Origin of the sequence: Meiothermus sp., from assembly GCF_026004115.1 — a bacterium.
Classification (GTDB): domain Bacteria; phylum Deinococcota; class Deinococci; order Deinococcales; family Thermaceae; genus Meiothermus.
In genome coordinates, this window is the sequence record NZ_BPIM01000001.1 from 949,082 (window position 1) to 971,523 (window position 22,442).

Here is a 22,442-nt window from a genome sequence, read left to right on the forward strand (position 1 = left end):
AACCCCCTTGCTTGCTCAAGGCAGAAGTGAACCACAACAAGGGCAATCCAGGCTTGCTGCTTGACCCTAGCGCAGGCTCCGAGGTAACCCTTCGAGCTGGCTTTGCCAGAGTTCCTGAGCCCTCCGCACCGCGGCAGTAGCCTGGAGGTGTTGCCCCAGGTGGGCATGGGCCTCGCCCAGCAGGCGGTGGGCGGGCACGCTCAGGCAGAGGGTTTCCAGGGCCAAGGCCCGGGCCAGCGGCTCGGGATCGGGAGAACTCCGCAGGAGCGAAAGCCGCAAAGCACCCATCTGCCAGGCCAGGTGCTGCACCGGGGTCTGGGGCCGGCAGCAGGCGAGAAGGCGCTCGAGTAAGTTTTCCTTTCGGCCAAGCGCCAGCAGGTCGAACTCGGCGCCCATGGCCAGGTCGTCCAAGCGGGCTTCCCGCAAGCTGGGTAGCAGGGTCTCGATGGGCCCGGTTTCCTCTGGGCAGCGCCAGAGACCCAGCAAGGCCCGGTTGTAGCGGCAGGCCCACAAAAGCCGCTCGTCCTGGGCCGCCTGGGCCAGCCTCGAGGCCTCTTCCAGCCGGCCTTCGGCCTCCGGGTAGACCGCCAAATAGCTCAGCAGCTCGACCTGCACCAACAAGACCTGGGCCTGCAAACCGGGGCCCAGGGGCCGGGCCAGCTCGAGGGCTTCCTCGAGGGTGTTCCAGGCCGGGCCGAACTGCCCCTGCAAAAAGTACAGGTAGCCCAGGTTGCGATAGCTGGTGGTCTCGGTACGGGCATCACCCAAACTACGCGACAGCTCGATGGCCTCGGTAAAGCGTTTTGTGGCCTGGGCGTAGCGGCCCAAGCGCAAGGTAGTGGCGGCCAGGTTTTGTAGCAGACTTCCTGCCAAGGCCAGCTGTCCCTCCCGCCGGGCCAGGGTCAGGGCTTCTTCAAAAGAGGCCTCGGAAGCCTCGTACTCACCTCGCAGACCGAACAAGGCCCCCAGGTTGCTCAGCGCCCGCAGGCGGGTCTGGGAGCTTTGGGCCCGTGCGGCGGCCTCCAGATGGGGCCTGGCCTCCTCCAACGCCCCAGCTACCAGATGGGCCGCCCCTAAAGAAAGCCGGGCCAAAGAGATTCGCTCCCCATCGCACAACCGCCGGGCTACTTCCAGGGCTTCCAGCGCCTCCAGGGCGGACTCCTGGGGTCTGCCCTGCCGCAGCCGAAGCCCGGCCCTACGCTGGTGGTGTTCGAAGTAGATCGAATCGCTCTGCGTGCACCTTGCCAGTACGCCCAGCCGCTCCACCAGGGCGTCCAGTAGGGCCAGGTTGCTCTGCTGCTCGGCGAGCTGGCTCAGGTGTAAAAGGGCTTCCACAGCCTCCGCTTCGCCGCTCACCCAGAGGGCCTGAAAGAAAGCGAGTTGGGCCTCATTCGGCTTGCCCCGCTGCAACGCCAGCCGGCCTGCGGCCAACAAGTGGGGGTAGGCCCGCTCCGGCTCCAAAGCCCACAACCAGTAGCGAGCTGTGGCACTGGGCTCTCCCCTCTGCGCTTCCAGGGCCAGCGCAATCCGGCGGCATAGATGCTGGCGCAGGGCCTTGGGCAAAAGGAGTGGGGGCGGGGCGGCCTCGAGCTCTGCCCACGCCCGCGCTACTGCGTAGGGCTCCTCTTCCAGCACCATAGCCCAGAACTCGGGACGAACCTCCTCCGCATAAAGGCTTCGGGCCTCCCAGAGGCGCTGGGCCAATGGATCCAAGACCGCGGACTGGAGTAAGGCCGCCTGGGCCTGGGTGGCCGCCAGGGGCTCCATACCCAGCTCCTGCCAGAGGGACTGGCGCAGGTTCTCGTAAAGCTGCCAGGCTGCCTGCACCCGCCCAGCCCTGGACTCCAGGCGCATGGCCTCGCGCACCGCGCTCTCGTGCAGGGGATCGAGCTGGATAAGCTCATAAAGGTACCCCAGCGCTTGCTCCGGCTGGTTCTGCGCGGCCTGCCAGAGCCGCTCGCGGCGCAGCTCCTCCAGCCTTTGGCGCTCGAGGGCCAGCCACTCCCAAAACGCAGGGGGCAGATCATCCGGCAGACCCCGCAAAAGCGGCTCGCGCAAAGCCTCCAGGGTGGGTGCCTGCGCGTCTACCTCGGCGTACAGCGCGGGCTGCTCCCCGTCTAGCAACCACGTCCCGGCCCCTGGCAGCCGACGCAGCAGGTACAGGGCCTGCCGCAGGTTTTGCGCTGCGTTTTTGGCCCACAGCAGCTCGGCCACCTCGCGCCGGCTGAGACCCCCGCCCAGCGCCAGCACCCCCAGCAAGGCCCACTGGCGGCCCTTAAGGGAGAGAGCTTCACCCTGCCAGAGGGCTTCGGGCGAGCCCAGGAGCCTGAGGCGCAGCATGGCTTTCATCCTACTGGTGTTTGGCCATAGTACCACAAAGCCAGAGCTCGAGGGGCTAAAAAAAGCGTTGTACGCTCCGGGAGAGCTCAAAACCCCGCTTATCTTTGTTGATGCAGCGCAGCCGGGCCTGGGTCACGTCGCAGCGAAAACCGCCTTCGCTCCAGACCTTGCCGTAGGCCAGCACCGGCAGGCGGGGGTCGGCCACGGTATCCCCTACACAGAGCCGGGTGGCCTGGCCCCGCTCGCTCAGGCCAAAGGCATTACCCCAGTCCAGCGAGCAGTCTTTGGGCTTGGCCGGTAGGCGGGCCTGGTTTTGCAACAGGTCGCAGCGCAGCACCGCCTCATCCGCTACCCGGTCCACATAAGCAAAGCAGTGAATGTTGCCCGAGGGGGTCTTAAAGCCCCCCAGCTCAAAGTAGCCCTGGGCCAGGGCCGGAAACAGCAAAAACGCCAGGAAAATCAGGTTTTTCATCGGTTACCTCCGCAGCCTAAGCGAGTCCACAATGGGCTTGATGAGGGGGTCGTAGGTGGCCTTTTCGGCGGTGGGGTACTCGAGGTACACGGTGAAAAATACCCCGTCCCTGAGCTTTTTATACTCGTAGACCACCAAATTGCCCTTAAACCCCGAGACCGCGTAATAGTCTGGCTTCAGCACCTTGTAGGTTACACGCAGGTTCTTCTGGGCCTGCGCGTAGTACTCGGGCAGGGTCAACACGTAAGCATCCAGGGCTCCCGAAACCACCAGCCGGGCCGCTCCCCGACGAAAGGACTGACCATCGCCGTTCTCGGGTGGGGGTTCGGCGGTCATGAAAGCCGGGCGCTGGATGCAAAAAGCAAAGCGGGCGTTGCAGTAGTTGGCCCACTCTGGCGCAGCCCAGGCCAGGCCCGTTAGCAACACCAGCAAAAACCAACGCAGCATGGCCTACTTCTTCTCCGGGGCAAAGTCGCTGAAGAGGTTAGCCCAGGTAACCCCGTCCATCACCCCATCGGTACGCACCTTCAGCCCGCTCACGTTGGCCAGACGCTTCTGAAAGGCACTGACCGCAGCCTGGGTCTTGGGGCCAAAAAAGCCGTCGGCCTCACCCACCTCGCGGTAGCCGAGCTCCAGAAGCCGCTGTTGCAGGCTACGCACCTGCACCCCGCTCAGGCGAGGGTTTTGCAGTTGCAAAGCACGCGAGAAGATGGGGGCCTGGATGCGGCCACTGTAAAACATGGCCACCCAGGTATTGGGCCCCACGGTACCTTTTTCATCGCCCTTGATTCCCTGCATCTCCTGAAAGTTAATCACCGCCTGCCAGGTGCGGGGGCCATAGATGCGGTCGAGCTCGCCAACCTCGGGGTAGCCCGCATTGAGGAGGTAGCTCTGCACGCTGTAGACGTCCTCGCCTTTCATTCGGCTGGTTTGCAGGCCCAGGGGCCGGGCGTAGAAACTGGCCTGAGCTAGGGCTTGCGAAAGCACCAGAAGGCTCAGGGCAACTAGAAAAAAAAGAATGTTTTTTCGCACAGAACTCCTCCTTGTCCGAGGTTAGCAAACCGGCGAAGTAGCCTCAGGTCATTTGCTCCTTCTTCGGCCCACAAACGCTAAAAGGCGATATACTCGGGCTACTCGTTATGGTCGGCTATGTGGTTAATCGTCTTCTTGCGGCCATCCCCACCCTCTTAGGGGTGGCCATCATCACCTTTTTGCTCATGCGGGCCGTGCCGGGCGATGTGGTCACCAGCCTGGTGGGCCTCGAGGCCAACGTCAACCCCGAGCGCATGGCCGAGCTACGCCGCCTGTTTGGGCTCGACCTGCCCCTGCATGTGCAGTTCGGACAGTGGCTGGGGGCTGTCCTGCAGGGCGATTTTGGCAGCAGCCTGCGCACCGGGCGCGAGGTAGCCCAGGACCTGGCCCTGCGTTTTCCGGTCACGCTCCAGCTCACCCTGATGGGCCTCTTGACCGCCCTCCTGATTGCGGTACCCCTGGGGGTGCTGGCGGCCATCCGGCGGGGGGGCTTTGTGGACTACTTTGCCTCGTTCTTTGCCATTCTGGGCCTCTCGGTGCCGGGGTTTTTCCTGGCCTTGCTGCTCATTCTGCTCTTCGCCCTGGCCTTGGGCTGGCTGCCCCCGGCGGGTTTTGTGCCCCTGGCCGAAAACCCCGCGCAAAACTTTCGGCACATGGTTCTGCCGGCCCTCTCGCTGGGCCTGATTCTGGCCGGAGCCGTCACGCGCATCCTGCGCAGCTCGATGCTCGAGGTGCTCTCGCGCGACTATATCCGCACCGCCCGGGCCAAGGGGCTCTCCGAGCGGGTGGTGATCTTCCGCCATGCCCTGCGCAACGCCCTGATTCCGGTGGTCACCGTGATCGGCATCCAGTTTGGCTCGTTGCTGGGCGGAGCGGTCATTATCGAGCAGGTTTTCAGCCTGCCGGGGGTGGGGCGCTTTGCCCTCGAGGGCATCAACCTGCGCGACTACCCGGTGGTGCAGGGCACGGTGCTCTTCGTGGCCACCGCGGCAGTGCTGGTCAACCTTTGGGTGGACTTGCTCTACTCGCTCATAGACCCTAGGATTCGGTATGAGTAAACCAGCGAGAGGCCTGCGGGCTTCCCAGTGCTTCAATCCACCACAGGGTTTGAACCTGGCCGCTCGAGTCAGCTTCTTTTCGCCATGACACCAGCTCCCCACTCCGGAGGACAACCGTGACCACCCCCGCTTCGGCCAGCCCATCGAACTGGGCCCTGACACTCAGGGCCCTCCTGCGCAACCGCTCGGCGGTCATTGGCGGCACCATTACCCTGGTGGTGCTGCTGGGTGCACTCCTGGCCCCCCTCATTGCCCCCTGGGATCCCCTCAAGTTCGACCCCCCCAACCGCCTCTCGGGCCCTTCCGCAGAACACTGGCTGGGCACCGACCAGTACGGGCGCGACTTGCTCTCGAGGGTGCTCTACGGCGCCCGCTTCTCGCTCTCGGTGGCGGCGGTCTCGGTGCTGGCCGGGCTGCTGGTAGGCGGAACCCTGGGCCTGCTGGCCGGCTACTTTCGGGGCTGGCTCGACCTCACCATCTCGCGCCTGGCCGACATCCTGATTGCCTACCCCGCCATCCTGCTGGCCATTGCTTTCCTGGCCTTTCTGGGGGGCAGTTTCATCAACCTGGTTCTGGCCATCTCGGTGGTGTTTGTGGGGCCTTTCATCCGGGTGGCCCGGGCCGCCGTGCTGACCGTGCGGGAAGAACTATACGTGGAGGCCGGGCGGGCCATGGGGGCTTCGGACGGGCGGATGATTTTCCGTACCATCCTGCCCAACGCAGCGGCCCCACTGATTGTGGAGGTCACCCTGCGTTTCGCCTATGCCGTGCTGGCCGAAGCAGCGCTGTCGTTTCTGGGGCTGGGCATCCAGCCACCCTTTCCGGCCCTGGGCTCTATGGTCTCGGAGGGCCGGGCTTTTCTTTCGCTCTCACCCTGGGGCTCGCTGGTGCCCGGTTCTGCCATCGTGCTGATGGTGCTGGGTTTCAACCTGCTGGGCGACGGTCTGCGCGACGCTCTCGACCCCCGGCTGCGGCAACGGTAGGCCTCACTTCTCAGCGGTACAATTGTGGTTATGTACCGGTATAATCAGTTGCTACACAAGGAGGCGCGATGAAAAAACTGATGGTTCTGTTGGTTCTGGCCCTGGCTGCGGTATCGCTGGCGCAAAAGTCGGGCGGCATCCTGCGGGCCGGCATGCAAACCGACCCGGTAGGGCTCGACCCCCACACCACCAACGCCACCGCCAGCCGCAACGTGCTGGAAAACATCTACGACACCCTGGTGATGCTCGACAGCAAAGGTCGCATCGTGCCCGGTCTAGCCCAGTCCTGGACGGTCTCGCAGGACGGCCTGACCTGGACCTTCCGCCTGCGGCCAGGTGTGACCTTCCACAACGGCGATCCCCTCAAGGCCTCCGATGTGGCCTTCTCCATCAACCGTATCAAAGACCCGGCCACCAAGAGCCCCCGCGCCAACGACTTTGCGGTGGTGCGCTCGGTCACGGCGCCCAACGACAGCACCGTGGTCATCACCCTTTCCCAGCCTTTTACGCCGCTGCTGGCCAAGCTGGCCTTCAGCACCAACGTAATTGTTTCGGAGAAGGTAACCAGGGAAAACAACAACGACCTGAACAAAGCGGTTATCGGGACTGGCCCTTTCCGCTTCGTGGAGTACATCCCCCAGACCCGGCTGGTAGTGCGTAAGTGGGACAAGTACTGGCAAAAGGACAACCAGGGCCGCCCCTTGCCCTACCTCGATGGCATCACCTACACCTTCTACCCCGACCCCGCCGCCCGCTCCACTGCCCTGCGGGCCGGGGCGGTGGACTGGATCGAGTACGTCACTGCTGCCGATGTGCGCCCGCTTAAGGCCGACCGCAACCTGACCGTGGTGGGCGGCCCCTCGGCCAACTTCCGGGCCCTTTATTTCAACACCACCAAAGAACCCTACAACAACCCCAAGGTGCGCCAGGCCATCGCCTATGCCATTGACAAAAAGGCCATTGTGGATCTGGCTCTCTTTGGTACCGGCGGCATTGTGGCCCGGGGCACCACCATCCCCGCAGGGGCCTACGCCTACACCAACAGCCCCTACAACACCCGCGATGTGGCCAGAGCCAAGCAGCTTCTGGCCGAAGCCGGCCTGGCCAACGGCTTCACCATGAACCTCTACGTCACCTCCACCTACGACTTCCTGCGCACTCCGGCAGACGTCATCCGCGACAACCTGGCCGAGGTGGGCATCCGGGTCAACATCCAGGCCGAAGACTGGAACGTCTATCTGCCCAAAGCCCTGCGCAGCGAGTTCGATGTTACCCTCCTGGGCACCTCGGGGCAGGCCGACCCCGACGACTACCTCTTCAATACCTTCCACCCCACCTCGGCCCTGAACCTCTCCAAGTACAAGAACGACCGCGTTACCCAGCTTCTGGAGCAGGGCCGCCGCGTAGCCAGCCAGGCCGAGCGCCAGCGCATCTACACCCAGGTGCAGGAGCTGGTCTTGCAGGACAGCCCCATGGCCTTCCTGTTCCACTCGGCCCAGTACGAGGCCATGAACCGCCGCGTGCAGGGCTTTTTGCATTTCCCCAACACCAGCTACCTGGCCTTCCGCTACACCTGGCTACAGTAGCATCTGATAGACGCTGGGGCGAACCCTCGAGTTCGCCCTTTTTTTGCGCTCTTCGCACCACATTTGCCGAGCAATTCCTCAGAGATAATCGGGCCATGCGGCTGCTGGCCTTTGGTTTACTTGGACTGGGTCTGGCCCTGGCCCACTTCGCCCCACCCTTGCCCGACGCAAAAATTGCTCCACCCTCTCGGCAGTTTGGCCTGCCGCTGCAAGGCCCGCCAGGCCCCGATACCTGGCTTTTGGGGCAGCTTTACGGCAACACCACCGGGGCCTACCGCCAGCGGAGTAGCGCCTACCGGGCCGGGCAGGGGATTCACTTTGGCCTGGACTTTTCGGCCCGTTGTGGCACCCCCGTGGTGGCCATTGGGGATGGGGTGGTGGTAGAGGTAGATGGGCCGCACGGCTCTCCGCCGCACAACCTGGTGATTGACCACGGTAACGGGCTGGCCAGCCTGTATGGGCATTTATTGGAGCGCCCCGCTTTGCGGGTGGGCACCCGGGTACGGCGCGGGCAGGTAGTGGGCAAGGTAGGCGATTCGCAGTATAGCTGCACCGCCGCCCCCCACCTGCATCTGGAGATCCGCGACAGCTCTCACCAGCGCTTTTTTAACCCGATTCCCTACATCGCTGCCGACTGGGAGACGCTGACTTTGCTGGGGGGGTTCTCGAGGGGGTTTCAGCGCGACCTGAACAACCCCCGCCGCTGGCAGTTCCCCGACCAGCAGCCCGAAGCCCGTCGCGGCGGCCCCCTGCTCAACAACTACGCTAAAGCCTGGCCAGCAACCCTGGCAAGCAAACCCCAGCCCAGCGCTGTGGCGAATAGTTTTGCCGATTTGCCGGGCCTCTCCTTGCTCTTTGGTGCGACCGGACTGGAGTTTACCCGCACCCCCAACCCCCGCCGCCTCACCTCCGGTGGCTGCTGCGTGAGCCCCCTCTGGAGCCCCGACTCCAGCACGGTGCTCTTCCTTGACAAGCCTGGCCCTCAAAGCCCCGTTGCCCTCTACGGGGTGTCTGTCCTGCAGCCCGGCACACCCAGGCCCGTGCTACCGGTTGCCCATTACAACAAAAACTTTACCTATGCCCTGCTCCCCGGAAGGCCCAGCCTGATCGAGCGTTTGTCCGATGGGCAGCTTTTTTACCTCGAGACCCAGGGCGGCAACGTGGTCTGGTCGCCCAGCAGCCAGCGGCTGGCCTGGAACACCACCCAGCTCGAGGGCAATTTCGACCGGCGCCGCTCGGATATCTGGGTAGCCCCCCTTGGAGGGGCGCCCCAGCGGGTAGCCACGGTGTATGGCGGCGGGCTCACAGGCTGGCTGGACGAGGAAACCCTCTTGCTCACCGGCAAACGCAATCCAGAAGACGCCTTAAGGAACCTCGAGACCCTCCACCTCCCTACCGGCAAACGCCGTGTCCTGGCCCGCGCAATGGCCCTGCGAAGCATCCTGCCCAGCCCCGATGGGCGCTGGATGGTCTTCTACGTGGCCTTCGACCGGCCTGAACGCAATGGCCTTTTCGTTGTCTCCCGCGAGGGCGAACAGCGCAAGCTGAACGGGTTTGGCTCCTACCGCTGGCGGGATAACCAAAGGCTGGTCTACACTCCCTTGGTTCTGGGCCAGCCCACCCACCGTCTCTTTGAGTACGACCTGCAAAACAACACCTCCCGTCTGCTGGCCGACCTGGGCGCAAAGGTGTTGAACGACCAGTGGCAGGTATCGCCAGATGGCGGGCGGGTGGTTTTTTTCAGTAGCCAAGACCGCAACCTGTGGGTGCTCGAGCTACCCTAAATTTCAATCTGCGCGAAGCGGGCGTTCTCCTCGATAAACTCGCGGCGGGGCTGCACATCCGAGCCCATCAGGTCATCGAAAATCTGGGCAGCGTAAGAGGCGTCCCGCATGTCCACTTTTTTCAACACGCGCTTGGCGGGATCCATGGTGGTTTCCCAGAGCTGATCGGCGTTCATCTCGCCCAGCCCCTTGAAGCGCTGGATTTCGTAAGGCTTGTCGCCAATACTGGCCAGGGCTTTCTTGAGCGCCTCATCGTCGAAGATGTACTCGACATTCTTGCTCTTGCCCACCCGCAGACCATAGAGCGGGGGCTGGGCCACGTACAAGTAGCCATGCTCGATGATGGGGCGCATATAGCGATAGAAGAAGGTGAGCAGCAGCGTGCGGATGTGGGAGCCGTCCACGTCGGCGTCGGTCATGATGATGATCTTGTGGTAGCGCAGATCTTCGATGTTGAAGTGAGTCTCTTCGTTGTCCTTACCGCCAATACCCGCACCGATGGCCGCGACCATGGCCCGCACCTCGGCGTTTTTAAGAGCTTTGTTGAGGCCTGCTTTTTCGACGTTCAGAATTTTCCCGCGTAAAGGCAAGATGGCCTGGAAGCGGCGGTCCCGCCCACTCTTGGCGCTGCCCCCCGCCGAGTCCCCCTCCACAATGAAGAGTTCGGCTTCGGCAGGATCTTCGGACTGGCAGTCGGCCAGCTTGCCGGGCAGGTCGTCGGACTCGAGGGGGTTAGCCCGGCGTACCAGCTCGCGGGCCTTACGGGCCGCCTCGCGGGCCTGGGCAGCCCGCTGGGCTTTTTCGTAGATGAGCTTGGCGATGCGGGGGTTTTCTTCCAGGTACTCGGAAAACTTCTCGTATACCACCTTGCTGACCGCGGTGCCGGCCTCGGGGTTGAGGAGCTTGCCCTTGGTCTGGCCCTCAAACTGAGGCTGAGGTATCTTGACCGAGATCACGCACGAAAGGCCTTCCAGCAGGTCGTCGCCAGTGGGTTCTAAGTCCTTGACCAGCCCTGCTTTTTTAGCATAAGCGTTGATGGCCCTGGTGTAGGCGGTCTTGAAGCCAGAAATGTGGGTGCCACCATCTATCGTGGGAATCATGTTGGCAAAGCTAACCAGATTAGCGCTGTAGCCCTTGGTGTGGATCAGGCCCACATCTACACCCACCGCCTCGACCTGGCCCTGCAACAGCACCGGCTTGTCGTAAAGCAGTTCCTCGCCATCGGCGCGGTACCTGGCAAAGGAGCCTACCCCGCCTTTGTCAAAGAAGACCTCTTCCTTCTGATGAACCTCGTCCTTGAAAACCAGCTTGAGGCCCGCTACCAGAAAGGACACCTCGCGCAGCCGCACCCGCAGCCGGCTGGCTTCAAACTTCTGCTCACTCCCGAAAATTTGCGGGTCAGGCAGGAAAGTGACGCGGGTACCGCGCTTGCCCTTGGGGGCATCGCCCAAAACATGCAAGGGCTTGGTGACATCCCCTCGGCTGAACTCGATCAGGTAGTGCTTACCATCACGAAAGACCTCCACGCGGGTGTACTCCGAGAGGGCATTGACCACGCTGGCCCCCACCCCGTGCAGCCCCCCCGAGACCTTGTAAGCCCCTTCTTCGAACTTACCCCCGGCGTGCAGCACCGTGTAAATCACCTCAACCGCGGGCTTCTGCTCTTCGGGCATGATGTCTACTGGAATTCCACGCCCGTTGTCCTCCACCGTAATGGAACCATCGGGGTGGAGGGTGGTGACGATTTCAGTGGCAAACCCCGCCAGGGCTTCGTCTACGGAGTTGTCCAGAATCTCCTTGAAGAGGTGATGGTACCCGTCGGCCTGGGTGCCGCCAATATACATGGCGGGGCGGTGGCGAACTCCTTCCAAGCCTTTTAGAACCTTAATTGCGGATGCGTCGTAGCTGGCAGTGACTTCAGTACTCACTTCGTCAGTATAACACATTTCGCCATTTACATAATAGCTACAACCAAAGCGCGAAAGGGTGAAAATGCTATCCAGGACTGGTTAATCCAGAGCAATTCGGAGGGTCTTAAGGTGGCATAAAAGCTCTAAATGGGTTACGGGTAAGCACTTTTACCTGTCTGGTACAAATTTCTACAAGGTGCTACAAATCGTGCACTCTGTTCTAATTCCGATAGAAGCGAACTGGGATGTATCGTTTTTTATTGCAATCCTCAGAATTCTGCGTAGTCTTTGGGAGAAAGGGGTTGCTATGTCCATGAGAATCATTGTTATTGTTGCAGGGCTGTTGGGGGTCGGGCTGCTGGGGGCTTGTTCGCAGATTGTGGGGGGTTTCAGTGCCTTCAACCTCACCACGCCCAAAGAACCCTGCACCCTCACGGGCAGCGTGCGCGAACTCAACCTTTCCTTCAACTACACCGGAACCCTCAAGGGCGTGAACCTGCTCTTTACCCCCAACGGCAAGTCGTCTGTTGCGGTCAATATCGCCGATTTGAGTGCCCCACCCACCGGCCTGCGGGTCAACACCCTGACCGCTGGGGAAGCCCGGCTCTTCATTAACCTCGCCACCCTCGAGCCCAGCGCTGCCTCGTCCCAGGCCATCCCGCAACCCAACCCCCGCCAGATCTACCCGATGGATATCGAACTACAGGCCATCGGCAGCAACGGGGAGCGCCCGGGTGTACTCAAGCTGCCCAATGTGGACGTAGCGAATTGTTACGTGCCCTAATCAGCGCTTGACCGATCCCACAGCGCTAATGGCGTGCTCGCTCGAGCTGGTGCTAAGCCGGAGGCGCCGGCCCAGTTCGCGCCACCAGATATAGGCGGGGCTATCCAGGCGTTTGATGTGCTCGAGGTCGGCTTCCTTGCGCCAGCTTTTCAGGCGCAGCAAAAAAAGGTTCAAGAACAGATCGCGGTACTCGGCGCTCGCTCGATCCATGTGAAAATGGAAACGCAGCCCCCGTTGCTGGGAGAAAGAAACGAGGATGGGCACTCCTTCGGGGCCTTCTACGGGTATCTCCACGGTGCTATCCGGGAAGGTCGAGGAGGTGAACTCGTACTCTTCTTGAATCATGCCGAGCTCGAGCAAAATCAGGGCAAAAGCCCGCATCTCGAGGCCATTGATCTCGCGGTAGATCCGGTCAAAAAGGTCGTAGGTAGAGCTATAGTGAAACAGCTCACCAGGCGCTTGGGCCCACCACATCGCATACTGCCCTTTGGGCGCAGAGAGCGCAGCCTGGATGTAGAGGCGGTCGCGGCGGGTGACGGGCTCGAGGGTTTCGGGGTAAATGGCCAGCAAATCGTCGGTGCTGTAAAAAACCGGGCGAATACGCCCCCACTTCTGGGCCAGCTCGTGCACCGCCACATAGTGGGCGGCTGCTTTTTCATCGGCGATGGGGTAGAAAAACAGGTCGTATTCGCCGTCCTCGGCCCGCACCCGCAGGGGAATTTCCAGCACCCCCTCGCGAGTCAGGCGCAGCACATCGGCCTCCAGCACCTGAATACCCGACTTACGAAAAACGGTCTCTACCGTGGTCGCGAACAACAGACGATTGGCCGCTTTCACCTCGGGGGCACTGCTTTCAATCAGGCCCTCGATATGAACCTTGGGCCAGTGCGCGGGAGCGTTGGAGAAAAGTTCTTGCATAAGAATCCAAAAGGTGCAGAGCTACCCAAACCAAGGGTAGCGAGGTTTTCATGAGCGCCCTGTGATATTTAAGCTGGAGCGGCGTTACGTGGCAGATGAGGCCCAGGTGCAGGTCTGTGGGTTGCCTTCAGGACGGGTTATTCCTTCACTACACCCCCAAATGGGGGTATCCACTTATCGGGGGGTTGGGTTGCTGCCATACTGAACCCTATGCCCAGAAGGCTACAACTGTTCTCGGCCCTGGTTTTCCTGGGTTTGGGGCTGGTAGTGTGGTGGGCGATGAGCCAGGCTGCCGAAAAACGTCTGAATCCGAATAAACGCGACTGGGAAAGCTTTGTGGCCCGTCAGGTGGCCGAACAAACTGCCGAGCACAGCTATCCACTGCGGCGGCCCCTGGACTTTGGCCCCTTCGAGGCGGCGCTGGCGCAGCTTGAGACACCCCTGCTCGAGCATTTGCAAACCCTGACCCAGCAGGCCACCATCCCAGAACTTCAGGCCGAAATGCAGGCCGGACGCCTCACCTCTGAGCAGCTCACGCTGTTTTACCTGTGGCGCATCCGGCGCTACAACGACCGGTTGCGGGCTTATCTGGAACTGAACCCGGCGGTGCTCGAGGAAGCCCGCGCCCGCGACGCAGAGCGTCGGCAGGGAAAGCTGCGCGGGGTGCTCCACGGCATTCCCCTCAGCCTCAAGGACAACATCTCCACGGTAGGCCCCCTGCACACCACCGCGGGCGCTGCCGTGCTGGCCGAGCACATGGCCGACCAGGATGCCTTTATTGTGCAGAAGTTGCGGGCTGCCGGGGCAGTGATTCTGGGCAAGAACAACCTTTCGGAGTGGGCCAACTTCATGACCAGCCAGTCGGTAAACGGCTACAGCACCCTGGGCGGTCATACCCGCAACCCCTACGGCCCCTTTGACGTGGGGGGCAGCAGCAGCGGCACCGCCGTAGCAGTGGCGGCCAACCTGGCCGTGGCCGGCATCGGCTCCGAAACCTCCGGCTCGCTCATCTACCCCGCCGCCCAAAACAGCGTGTTCACCCTCAAACCCACCCTGGGCCTGGTCAGCCGCGATCGCATCATCCCCATCACTGCCGCCCAGGACACCGCCGGCCCCATGACCAAAAGCGCCGCCGACCTGGCCGTGCTGATGTCGGTGATAGCAGGCCACGACCCTACCGATACCACCACAGAAATTGCCGCCCGATTCTCTTTCCCTGCCACCCCGCCCGCTTTCTCCCTGCCCCTTCGGGTGGGCTGGGTACAGCACACCCAGCGCAAGGGCGATGCGGAAGCCCTGGCGCAGGTGGCCCAGGTGCTCTCTACGCTGGGCGTAGAGGTGGTGGAAGTGCCTTTTTCGGAAAGCTCCATCCAGATGATGCCGGTGTTGCACGCCGGCATGCGGCGCGATCTGGCCCGGTATCTGCAAACCACCGGGGCAGCCATTCGGGGTCTGCAAGAGGTGATCGAGTACAACCGCCAGCACCCCGAGGCCATGCGCTATGGGCAGGATTTGCTCGAGGCCTCGCTCGCCCACCCGTTTTCCGAGGCCGAGTACGAAGCCCTGGTTTCCAAGAACCACCTGCAGGGCAGCGAACGTCTTCTGGACATGATGCAAACGAGCCAGGTGGAGGTGCTGCTGACGGTGAGCAACAGCCTGAGCGTGCTCACCTCCACCTCGGGTTTCCCGGTCGTGAACCTACCGGCAGGTTACCGCGAAAGCGGTGAACCGGTCGGGGCCTCACTGGTAGCACAACCCCTGCAAGATCCGCTGCTCATCGGGCTGGCCCAGGCAGTAGCAGACCAGCTTAACATCCACAAACCCCCTGTTCTTCCGTAAATTCTGGCTGGCATGGAAATTCCCCTTCCGGTTTACATCATCGGGCTGCGCGGCCTGCTCAACCTGATTGCGCTGCTTTTAATTGGGGCCTCGTTGCTTTATAACCTGCCCCTGCTGGTGCGCGAACCCAACCCCAGGCAGTTGCGCTTTTTCAAGTTAACGGCGGGGTTTGCCGTAGTGGCCATTGGGCTGGAGCTGCTGGTGCGCACGCTCTTTATGGGCGGGGTAACCTGGCTGCACGCCGTGTATGGCCTCCTGGCCGCCAGCATTTTGTGGTTTGTGAGCGGCCTGGGGCCTGGGGGCTGGTTTCGCAAAAGCCTGGAAAAAGCGCCCGAGCAGGTGGGGCCTTATTTTTTCTGGGCCAGCCTGGTGGGCTTGCTCTTGTGGTGGCGTTTCATCGAGACGGGGATTGCCCTTGGCCCGAATCCGTAGCCTGCAACAGCCCGTGAATCTCCAGGGCAATTCGCCGGGCCGCCCCAGGCACGCCCATGGCGGCCTGTCCGTCGGCCCGGGCTTGCTTAAGGCGTTCGGGCGAGGCCAGCAACTGCCGTACACCCTGGGCAATGGCCTGGGGGTGGGGTTCTACCAGCAGCAGGGCTTCGCCCAACAAGCGCTTTTGCTGGGCCGCGAAGATCCTGGTGTACTGCGGCCCACCGGTGGGAAACCCCACCAGCGGCACCCCAAAGCCAGCGGCCTGTTCGGCGGCTGTGCCGCTGGTGGAAATACCGACGGCAGCCCCTTCCAGCACAGTTTTGAAGGCTTTTTGCGCCAGGTAGACCCCCGTGCCGTCGGGGTGCTGAAAGCGGTGGGTCAGGCCCACCTCTTTGCCGGTGCTTTCCAGCCACCACCCGGCCACGGCCTCCATAGGCAGGCCGGCCCAGGCCACCACCGGTGTGAGGCCCAGATCGTTCAAGAGACGAACCGCCTCGAGCATTTTGGGCAGGCTTTCGTAGGCATCGCTGCGCGAGCCCGGCAGGAGCAGTAAATAGGGTGGGGTCAGATCGAGCGGCCCCTGTTCTGGCGCATCGAGCATGGGGTTGCCCAGGTAGCGGGCGTGAGGCACCCCGTGGGCCCTGAGCCAGTGCTCGCCCTCCGGTTCGCGCGGATACACCCCCACCGCCCGGCGCATCAGAAAGCGCTCGAGGGCGCTATAAGGCCGGCTCCAGCCCTGCGGCTGCCAGGCCCGCAGCGAGGAGCGGCACTGCATCAAAAAAAGCGGAGGTCGACCCATAAAATGGCCCACCAGCAGGGCATAGATATCCCCCACTACCAACGTAGCCACTGCTTCCCGCGTAGCCTCCCTCACGGCGCGGTAGTGCGCCAGGCTCATCGAGACCCAGCCCGCTTTCAGGTCGGCCCAGATGGCCGCCAGGCTTTGCAGTGCGAAGCCGCCCGAGGGCATCTCCTGGCGCGGCCCCAGCACAGCAAAGCCCGCCTGCTCGTAGGCTTGGCCGCGGCCCACCAGCGGCACCGCCTGTAGCTCGTAGCCCAGCCTTTGCAGCTCCCAGGCCAGCACCGCCCCGATGATGTCCTCGCCGTGGCCATTGGAAACCACCACAATTTTTCTCATGCCTGGGTGAGCTTGACCAGGCGCTCGAGCACCTCGAGGCCCGCCCCACTGTCCAGCAAAGTCTGGGCCAGCACAACCCCCTCAGCGATGCCGGAGGCTTTACCTGCTAAGTAAAAAGCCGCTCCGGCATTTAAAGCCACTGCATCGCGCTTGGGGCCTTTTTGTTGGCCGCCCAGAATGGCCCGTGCCTCCACAGCATTTTCGGCTGCGGTGCCTCCACCAATTGCGTCGTAGGGGGCCGGTGGCAGCCCCACTTCCTCAGGACGGAGCTCATACAGCCGAATCTGTCCGTCTTTCAGTTCAGCCACGATGTTTTCGCCCAGCACCAGTTCGTCGATGGCCTCGAGGCCCCCCCCGCGGGCCATCCGGCCATGCACCACCAGGGCCCGGCTCGAGCCCAGATCGCGTAGCACCCTGGCAAACGGTTCTACCAGCCCGGGGCTGCTCACACCCACCAGGTTCAGGCTGGCAAAAGCCGGGTTGGTCAGGGGGCCCAGCAGGTTAAAAACGGTGCGAACCCCCAGCTCGGCCCGCACCGGGGCCACATAGCGCATAGCCGGGTGGTGGTTGCGGGCAAACAAGAAGCCCAGGCCCAAGGTCTCGATGGCCTCGGCTACTTTTTCAAGCGGAAGATCGATGCGCACCCCCAGGGCCTCGAGCAAATCAAAAGACCCCGACCGGGAAGATGCGGCGCGATTGCCGTGCTTGGCCACCGCGACCCCGCCCGCAGCCACCACAAAGCAGGTGGTGGTGGAAATATTGAAGGCATCCGGGGCCACCCCCCCGGTGCCCACGATGTCCATAAGGGGCTTGCGCCGGGTTTCTACGCGCAGCGCTGCTTCGCGCATCCCCGCGGCAAATCCGGCAATTTCCTCAGCGGTTTCACCCCGGGTACGCAAGGCCATCAGCACCCCGGCGGTCTGCACCGGGGTTAGGTCACCCGACATGATGCGCTGCATCAGGGCATGGGCCTCGGTCTGGGATAGGGGCTCGGCCAGTAGGGCTTTTTTAAGTTCGTCCACATCTCCTCCAAAGGCATTTTTCTCCATAAAAGCTTATACCGAGAGCGGAAGCCGCCAGCCGCGCCTTAAGCCCCGCCACAAAGCCCCCACCCTGTCGAAGCGGCCCCGCAGGCTGAACTCAACCAGCCAAAAGAAGGCATACCCTGCCACCGCCAGTCCAGGCCGGGGAGCGTGCTTACGAAACAGGCGAACGTTGTACGCAGCAAAGTGCTCGTCGGCCTTCAGGCTTCCATGCCAGGAAGTGCCTCCCTTGTGCCACACCCGCGCCTGGGGCGCCACGGCCAGCTTGAAACCGCTTTTCAGGAGCCGCAACCCCATATCAGCATCCTCGCCGTACATGAAAAAACCTTCGTCCAGCAAACCCACCCGCTCGAGCGCCTCCCGCCGCAGCAACAGGCTGGCCCCACTGATGTAGTTCAACCGAGGGGTCTGCCCCGGATGGTTCAGCAAACGAATTAGACCCCAGGGCAGCACCACCTCGCCCCCACCCCAGGCCTGTACCTGTTCGGGCCTGTCCATCTCGTAGAGCACCGATCCCACCGCCCCGATCTGGACATCCTGCTGGGCTTGCTCAACCATGGCAGCGAGCGCCCGGGCGTCGGGCAGGGTATCCGGGTTTAGGAGCCAGACGTACGCGGCCCCTTCGGTCAGGGCCCGCCGGATCCCCACGTTGTTGCCGCCTGCATACCCCAGGTTGCGCCCCAGTTCCATGACCTCTACTTTTGGAAACGCCGCCCGGATCTGCGCCACCGAGTCGTTGTCGGAAGCGTTGTCCAGCACCAGCACTCGGTAGTTGGGGTACTCGAGTTTTTCCAAAGCCCCCAGGCAGGCCACCGTGTCGCGCCAGGCCCGGTAGTTGAGAATCAGAATGTAAATCAGAGGCTCAGCCACCCCTACCCTCCAGAAGCCCCTGGGTATAGGCGGCCTCGAGCAAAAACCGGTACCGCCTGAAAGCCCCCGCCCCCTGTTCCCAGCCGCGCTTTTCCAAAAGCCTCAGGGCCCTGTCCCACGGGTAAAGTCGGCGCTTCAGGGTCAGCGAGGCGGGATTAGCCCCGGTCCAGAGGGCCACCTGCGGGCTGGGGTGCATCCGGTAAAACTGCCAGGCCATGCGCCCCATGCTCCGCGCTTTTTTCATCATGGTTTCCAGGTTGACCCGGTCCTCGTGCGCGGCCCGTGCCCCCAAGGCCAGGCGGGGCCATAACCCTTTGCGCCAGAGCCGAAGACCCAGCTCATGTTCTTCCCAGCCATAGCCCCCAAAAGCAGCGAAGGGCTCGGCCAGCCCGCACGGCAGGGAGAGGCTGGCAAACCAGAACCCGCCCCAGCCTAAAGGCGAGCCGTTGGCCCTACCCCGCACCCCCGACTCGGCCCTCTCCCGCCAGAAACGGGTGAAGGGGTCTTGCCCCAGCGCTTCGGGTACATAGGTGCGGCTCACCGCTGCCGAGCGGGGATAGCGCTGGTGCAGTTCCAGATGGGCCCGCAAAAAGCCCTTTTCTGGCACCACGTCGTCGTCGTTGAAGAGCACATACTGGGCCCGGGCCCGGGCCAGCCCCGCGTTGCGCGCAGCGGCCAGGCCTGCATTCGGCTGACGCAGCACGCGCAGCCGGGGGTCGCGGAGCGCACCCAATACCTGGGGGGTCTCGTCGGTAGAGCCGTCGTCCACCACGATTACCTCAAAATCGACCCCCTGCTGCGCCAGGAAAGCCGCCACCGTCCGGATGACCAGTTCAACCCGGTTGTGCGTGGGAATTACGACACTAAAGTCCATTAGGTTCGTGTGTTCTTGCTGGCCTCGAGGGCCTCCCAGGCCCCCCAGGCAAAGGCCAGCTCATAATCGCCCCGGCCTCCCAGCAGCCCTTTCAGGCTGGGCAACAAAGCCATCTTCACGGCCAGCAGGGTGGGATGTACGCCCAGGGCCCAGGCAATCCGGGGGTCACCGTGCTTTTGCCAGACCCGCACATGGGCTGCACCCGCCTGCCGCGCTTTCTGGACAGCCCGGGTGCGGTGCTCGGGGGCTTCGTGCAACGCTACCGCCTCCCGCACGAAAACCAGCCGCATCCCTGCTCTCATCAGACGGTAGCCCAGGTCGGAGTCCTCACCGCCATAGGCGCTGAAGGCGGGGTCGTAGCCGCCCACCTCCTCAAACAGCGCTTTGGGCATAGAGGTGTTGTTGCCGGTCACGTGCCACCAGAAGGCCTTTGGCCCCAGGAGCTCGGCGGCCCCGCTGCCACGCAGTTCGGGGGGCAGTATCAGCCGCCCTACCGCCACCGTGCGGGGGTGGGTATGGGCCCGCCGGTGGGCCTCGATCCAGCCCGCCTGGGGCATCACGTCGTCATCGGAGAAGAGCAATAAGTTGCCCCGAGCAGCCTTGGCCCCCTGATTGCGGGCATTCGCGGCCCCAAGACCCTGCCCATAGCCCTGGCCGGTCTGAAGTACCTGCAGGGGATAGGGCGGATGGTAGCCCTGCAAAAAGGCCAGGGTGTCGTCGGTGCAGCCGTCGGCCACCACAATGACCTCGAGCTCGCCCGCCTGGGTTTCCAGGCCGCGCAGCTTTTTTTCCAGCAAGGTGCGCCGGTTGTGGGTCGGCACAATAACCGAAATCATGTTAGATAGCTTATAGCGGAAAGATATCAGCAAAAAAACTTATCGGCACACCTGCAGAAAATTGCCCAGCATCTGCTGGCCACCCTCGGTCAGCACGGACTCGGGGTGAAATTGCACGCCGTGGGTCGGGTAATGGCGGTGGCGCAGGCCCATCACGGTGCGGCCTCCGGCCTCCTCTACCCAGGCATTAACCTCGAGCTCCTCCGGCAAATCCTGCACCACCAACGAGTGGTAGCGGGTGGCCGTCAGGGGGGTGGCAAGACCGGTAAATACCCCGCTGCCGTCGTGCTCGATGCGACTGGTTTTGCCATGCACGATGACCCGATGTCGCAAAACCCGAGCCCCAAAGGCCTCGCCAATGCTCTGGTGGCCCAGACATACGCCCAGGATGGGATACTTGGGCGCGTACTGCTGTATCAGCGGCACCGACAGACCCGCCTCCCTGGGCGTACAGGGGCCAGGCGAAACCACGATACCGTCGGGGTCGAAGTCTTCCACGTCCTTCAGCTCGAAGCGGTCGTTCCGCCAGACCGTCAAATCTGCACCCAGCTCGCCCAGGTACTGCACCAGGTTGTAGGTAAAGGAGTCGTAGTTATCAATCATCAGAATTCGGGCTTGTGGCTCGTGGCCTGTTGCTTGTGGCTTCATGTTCTACCTCGAGGTTTGGGTTTTTTCAGATTGGGGTGGTTCTCCTGGTATCGAATAAAGCTGGATACCTGACGGCATTGCTGAACTATTTTGGTTTGCAGAGGCGCTATTTCATCGGCTGTGCTGAACCCCAGCTCTCGGGCAATCTCGAGCAGGGTATCGAGCTCGTAAGCTGAACCTAAGGCCATCTGAACAAACCGCGCTGTGTCGCCCGGAGAGGCTCGGCCTACCCCCTCGGGGATGTTTGCAGGTATAGATATGGCTGCACGTCGAACCTGGGCTGTGAGACCGTAGGCTTCTTCTTTGGGCCAAGTTCGAGTGAGGCGGTAAATCTCCTTTACAAGCTGTATGCCTTCTTTCCATATTTCCAGGTTTTGTACGCTGGAGGGCCCCATAGCCTACCTCCTTCCCAACCGACTTCCACCCACCACTTGCCACGGGCCACAAGCCACATGCCCACTAAAGCCCCTCCTCCGCCAGCCGCACCGCCTTAAGCATGGCCTGGGCTTTGTTCAAACACTCCTGGTACTCTGCCGAGGGGTTGGAGTCGTAGACCACCCCGGCCCCGGCCTGGATGTGCAGCTGCTCCTGGGCAATCACCATCGTGCGCAAGGTCAGGGCCACATCCATGTGCCCGTCGTAGGCCACATAGCCAAAAGCCCCGCCATAGGCGCCTCGACGCGAGGGCTCGAGCTCCTCGATAATCTCCATGGCCCGGATCTTGGGCGCTCCCGAGACGGTGCCCATCGGCAGCACCGAGGCCAGGGCATCGAGGGGGGTTTTATCCTCGCGCAGCTCGCCCTCTACCGTAGAAACGATGTGCATCACGTGCGAGTAGTGCTCCACCGCCATGAGCTGGGTGGGCCTGACGCTGCCATAGCGGCAGACCCGGCCCAAGTCGTTGCGCGAGAGGTCGACCAGCATCACATGTTCGGCCCGTTCTTTTTCGTCGGAGAGCAATTCCTCGGCCAGGGCCTGGTCTTCCGCTGCGTCTTTGCCCCGCCGGCGGGTGCCCGCAATGGGGCGGGTCACCACCCTCCGACCGTCCGAACGCAAGAGGCTTTCGGGGCTGCTGGAAATGAGCGTTACCTCTCCCAGATCCAGGAAACCCATGTAGGGGCTGGGGTTCACCGCGCGCAGCGCACGATAGACGGCAAAAGGGTGCACATTGAGGGGAGCCGATAGCCGCAAACTGGGCACCACCTGGAAAATGTCGCCCGCCCGGATGTACTCCAGCGCCCGCTCCACCATGCCCTCATACTCGGCCTGCGAAACGTTCTGGCTAAAGTCCAGGCGTCGCCCTGCCCGCTCACCGGGTACGCCGGGCAGGGGGCCGTGGAGCTTTTTCTCAGCCCAGGCGATGCGCTTCAGGGCCTCGGCCCGCTCTTCCTCCAGGGCAGGAGCCACGATGTGCATCTGCTGCTTAAACTGGTCGAAAACCACCACCACCTCGGGCTCGACAAATAAGAGGTCGGGGATCTCGAGCAAATCGGGCTTCTGGCTGGGTAGCTGCTCGTAATAGCGAATCAGGTCGTAGGCCGCATAGCCCACCGCGCCGCCCCAAAAAAGGGGCAGGTCGGGGTCGGGTACGATGGGCCGGTGGATGGCCTGGTAGAGGGTGCGCAGGGGGTCGGTGGTCTTTAGGGTTTGCCCATTCAGGGTAAACACCCCCTCCTTCAGCCGCCACACCTTGCGCGCTCCCACCCCCACAAAGCTCCACCTCGCCCAGGCCTTGCCCCCCTCCACCGACTCCAGCAGAAAGCTGGGGCTGCTTTTTTCGGAAAGCTTCAAGTAGGCCGTAACGGGGGTCTCGAGGTCGGCCAGCAGGGTTTTCTTGACCGGAACTGTGGGCATGGTTTTTGCCGAGGTTTGCATGGCTTCTCCTTTGAGTGCAA

At 62.7% G+C, this 22,442-nt stretch carries 21 protein-coding genes; 7 read left to right on the plus strand and 14 right to left on the minus strand.

What is annotated here, in order from left to right; genetic code table 11:
• Positions 1-66 precede the first annotated feature (66 nt).
• The 4 genes from Q0X23_RS04435 to Q0X23_RS04450 are packed head-to-tail and all read right to left on the minus strand — an operon-like array spanning position 67 to position 3,844.
• Positions 67-2,349: a tetratricopeptide repeat protein gene (locus tag Q0X23_RS04435; protein WP_297859167.1), complete on the minus strand. Its 2,283-nt coding sequence runs from the start codon at positions 2,347-2,349 to the stop codon at positions 67-69.
• Positions 2,350-2,395: 46 nt separating this feature from the next.
• On the minus strand, positions 2,396-2,812 hold the full coding sequence (locus tag Q0X23_RS04440; RefSeq protein WP_297859168.1) for a DUF6636 domain-containing protein: 417 nt from the start codon (positions 2,810-2,812) through the stop codon (positions 2,396-2,398).
• A gap of 3 nt (positions 2,813-2,815) precedes the next feature.
• Positions 2,816-3,259 carry a hypothetical protein gene (locus Q0X23_RS04445; protein WP_297859169.1) on the minus strand — a complete coding sequence of 148 codons (444 nt, stop codon included), beginning with the start codon at positions 3,257-3,259 and terminating at the stop codon, positions 2,816-2,818.
• A gap of 3 nt (positions 3,260-3,262) precedes the next feature.
• A complete protein-coding gene (locus Q0X23_RS04450) occupies positions 3,263-3,844 on the minus strand; it encodes a peptidoglycan-binding protein (RefSeq protein ID WP_297859170.1) in 582 nt (193 codons plus the stop codon).
• A 107-nt stretch (positions 3,845-3,951) separates the two neighbouring features.
• On the opposite strand from Q0X23_RS04450, the gene nikB reads away from it, so the two are divergent.
• The 4 genes from nikB (at position 3,952) to Q0X23_RS04470 (ending at position 9,255) form a co-directional block, all read left to right on the plus strand.
• A complete protein-coding gene (gene nikB / locus Q0X23_RS04455) occupies positions 3,952-4,902 on the plus strand; it encodes a nickel ABC transporter permease (protein ID WP_297859171.1) in 951 nt (316 codons plus the stop codon).
• Between the two features lie 116 nt (positions 4,903-5,018).
• Entirely contained in the window at positions 5,019-5,885 is an 867-nt protein-coding gene (locus Q0X23_RS04460; RefSeq protein ID WP_297859172.1) for an ABC transporter permease, read from the plus strand.
• Between the two features lie 68 nt (positions 5,886-5,953).
• Positions 5,954-7,471, plus strand: a complete 1,518-nt coding sequence (locus Q0X23_RS04465) for an ABC transporter substrate-binding protein (RefSeq protein WP_297859173.1) — start codon at positions 5,954-5,956, stop codon at positions 7,469-7,471.
• Between the two features lie 95 nt (positions 7,472-7,566).
• Positions 7,567-9,255, plus strand: coding sequence for a peptidoglycan DD-metalloendopeptidase family protein (locus tag Q0X23_RS04470; protein WP_297859174.1), 1,689 nt, complete (start codon positions 7,567-7,569; stop codon positions 9,253-9,255).
• On the opposite strand, the gene Q0X23_RS04475 is transcribed toward Q0X23_RS04470, so the two are convergent.
• On the minus strand, positions 9,252-11,201 hold the full coding sequence (locus Q0X23_RS04475; protein WP_374707444.1) for a DNA topoisomerase subunit B: 1,950 nt from the start codon (positions 11,199-11,201) through the stop codon (positions 9,252-9,254). The genes Q0X23_RS04470 and Q0X23_RS04475 overlap by 4 nt on opposite strands.
• 277 nt (positions 11,202-11,478) lie before the next feature.
• On the opposite strand from Q0X23_RS04475, the gene Q0X23_RS04480 reads away from it, so the two are divergent.
• Entirely contained in the window at positions 11,479-11,949 is a 471-nt protein-coding gene (locus Q0X23_RS04480) for a hypothetical protein (protein ID WP_297859176.1), read from the plus strand.
• On the opposite strand, the gene Q0X23_RS04485 is transcribed toward Q0X23_RS04480, so the two are convergent.
• Complete coding sequence (locus tag Q0X23_RS04485) at positions 11,950-12,867, minus strand: hypothetical protein (protein WP_297859177.1); 918 nt, start codon at positions 12,865-12,867, stop codon at positions 11,950-11,952.
• 210 nt (positions 12,868-13,077) lie between these two features.
• Here Q0X23_RS04485 and Q0X23_RS04490 point away from each other — a divergent pair, with 210 nt between their 5' ends.
• Together Q0X23_RS04490 and Q0X23_RS04495 are read left to right on the plus strand one after the other, a co-directional pair.
• The gene (locus Q0X23_RS04490) at positions 13,078-14,706 is read left to right on the plus strand and encodes an amidase family protein (protein ID WP_297859178.1); all 1,629 of its coding nucleotides are present in this window, start codon (positions 13,078-13,080) and stop codon (positions 14,704-14,706) included.
• 12 nt (positions 14,707-14,718) lie between these two features.
• Positions 14,719-15,138, plus strand: a complete 420-nt coding sequence (locus tag Q0X23_RS04495) for a hypothetical protein (protein WP_297859179.1) — start codon at positions 14,719-14,721, stop codon at positions 15,136-15,138.
• Here Q0X23_RS04495 and Q0X23_RS04500 read toward each other — a convergent pair.
• From Q0X23_RS04500 to trpE, 8 genes are all read right to left on the minus strand, one after another.
• Positions 15,101-16,276, minus strand: a complete 1,176-nt coding sequence (locus Q0X23_RS04500) for a lipid-A-disaccharide synthase-related protein (protein ID WP_297859180.1) — start codon at positions 16,274-16,276, stop codon at positions 15,101-15,103. The genes Q0X23_RS04495 and Q0X23_RS04500 overlap by 38 nt on opposite strands.
• On the minus strand, positions 16,273-17,298 hold the full coding sequence (trpD, locus tag Q0X23_RS04505) for an anthranilate phosphoribosyltransferase (protein ID WP_297859181.1): 1,026 nt from the start codon (positions 17,296-17,298) through the stop codon (positions 16,273-16,275). The genes Q0X23_RS04500 and trpD overlap by 4 nt, the downstream gene beginning before the upstream one ends.
• Before the next feature lie 33 nt (positions 17,299-17,331).
• A complete protein-coding gene (locus tag Q0X23_RS04510; RefSeq protein WP_297859182.1) occupies positions 17,332-18,189 on the minus strand; it encodes a glycosyltransferase family 2 protein in 858 nt (285 codons plus the stop codon).
• Positions 18,182-19,063, minus strand: coding sequence for a glycosyltransferase family 2 protein (locus tag Q0X23_RS04515; RefSeq protein ID WP_297859183.1), 882 nt, complete (start codon positions 19,061-19,063; stop codon positions 18,182-18,184). The genes Q0X23_RS04510 and Q0X23_RS04515 overlap by 8 nt, the downstream gene beginning before the upstream one ends.
• Positions 19,063-19,899: a glycosyltransferase family 2 protein gene (locus Q0X23_RS04520; protein WP_297859184.1), complete on the minus strand. Its 837-nt coding sequence runs from the start codon at positions 19,897-19,899 to the stop codon at positions 19,063-19,065. Before Q0X23_RS04520 ends, Q0X23_RS04515 begins: the two co-directional genes overlap by 1 nt.
• A 39-nt stretch (positions 19,900-19,938) precedes the next feature.
• The gene (locus Q0X23_RS04525) at positions 19,939-20,547 is read right to left on the minus strand and encodes an aminodeoxychorismate/anthranilate synthase component II (RefSeq protein ID WP_297859185.1); all 609 of its coding nucleotides are present in this window, start codon (positions 20,545-20,547) and stop codon (positions 19,939-19,941) included.
• Positions 20,544-20,942, minus strand: a complete 399-nt coding sequence (locus tag Q0X23_RS04530; protein ID WP_297859186.1) for a four helix bundle protein — start codon at positions 20,940-20,942, stop codon at positions 20,544-20,546. Before Q0X23_RS04530 ends, Q0X23_RS04525 begins: the two co-directional genes overlap by 4 nt.
• A 64-nt stretch (positions 20,943-21,006) precedes the next feature.
• Positions 21,007-22,401, minus strand: a complete 1,395-nt coding sequence (gene trpE / locus Q0X23_RS04535; RefSeq protein ID WP_297861167.1) for an anthranilate synthase component I — start codon at positions 22,399-22,401, stop codon at positions 21,007-21,009.
• Positions 22,402-22,442 lie beyond the last annotated feature (41 nt).

Coding starts and splice junctions, on each gene's coding strand:
- Q0X23_RS04435 (WP_297859167.1), bottom strand. CDS start 2,349: ATGAAAGCCATGCTGCGCCTCAGGCTCCTGGGCTCGCCCGAAGCCCTC.
- Q0X23_RS04440 (WP_297859168.1), bottom strand. CDS start 2,812: ATGAAAAACCTGATTTTCCTGGCGTTTTTGCTGTTTCCGGCCCTGGCC.
- Q0X23_RS04445 (WP_297859169.1), bottom strand. CDS start 3,259: ATGCTGCGTTGGTTTTTGCTGGTGTTGCTAACGGGCCTGGCCTGGGCT.
- nikB (WP_297859171.1), top strand. CDS start 3,952: ATGGTCGGCTATGTGGTTAATCGTCTTCTTGCGGCCATCCCCACCCTC.
- Q0X23_RS04465 (WP_297859173.1), top strand. CDS start 5,954: ATGAAAAAACTGATGGTTCTGTTGGTTCTGGCCCTGGCTGCGGTATCG.
- Q0X23_RS04470 (WP_297859174.1), top strand. CDS start 7,567: ATGCGGCTGCTGGCCTTTGGTTTACTTGGACTGGGTCTGGCCCTGGCC.
- Q0X23_RS04475 (WP_374707444.1), bottom strand. CDS start 11,201: ATGTGTTATACTGACGAAGTGAGTACTGAAGTCACTGCCAGCTACGAC.
- Q0X23_RS04480 (WP_297859176.1), top strand. CDS start 11,479: ATGAGAATCATTGTTATTGTTGCAGGGCTGTTGGGGGTCGGGCTGCTG.
- Q0X23_RS04485 (WP_297859177.1), bottom strand. CDS start 12,867: ATGCAAGAACTTTTCTCCAACGCTCCCGCGCACTGGCCCAAGGTTCAT.
- Q0X23_RS04490 (WP_297859178.1), top strand. CDS start 13,078: ATGCCCAGAAGGCTACAACTGTTCTCGGCCCTGGTTTTCCTGGGTTTG.
- Q0X23_RS04495 (WP_297859179.1), top strand. CDS start 14,719: ATGGAAATTCCCCTTCCGGTTTACATCATCGGGCTGCGCGGCCTGCTC.
- Q0X23_RS04500 (WP_297859180.1), bottom strand. CDS start 16,276: ATGAGAAAAATTGTGGTGGTTTCCAATGGCCACGGCGAGGACATCATC.
- Q0X23_RS04515 (WP_297859183.1), bottom strand. CDS start 19,063: ATGGACTTTAGTGTCGTAATTCCCACGCACAACCGGGTTGAACTGGTC.
- Q0X23_RS04520 (WP_297859184.1), bottom strand. CDS start 19,899: ATGATTTCGGTTATTGTGCCGACCCACAACCGGCGCACCTTGCTGGAA.
- Q0X23_RS04525 (WP_297859185.1), bottom strand. CDS start 20,547: ATGAAGCCACAAGCAACAGGCCACGAGCCACAAGCCCGAATTCTGATG.
- Q0X23_RS04530 (WP_297859186.1), bottom strand. CDS start 20,942: ATGGGGCCCTCCAGCGTACAAAACCTGGAAATATGGAAAGAAGGCATA.
- trpE (WP_297861167.1), bottom strand. CDS start 22,401: ATGCCCACAGTTCCGGTCAAGAAAACCCTGCTGGCCGACCTCGAGACC.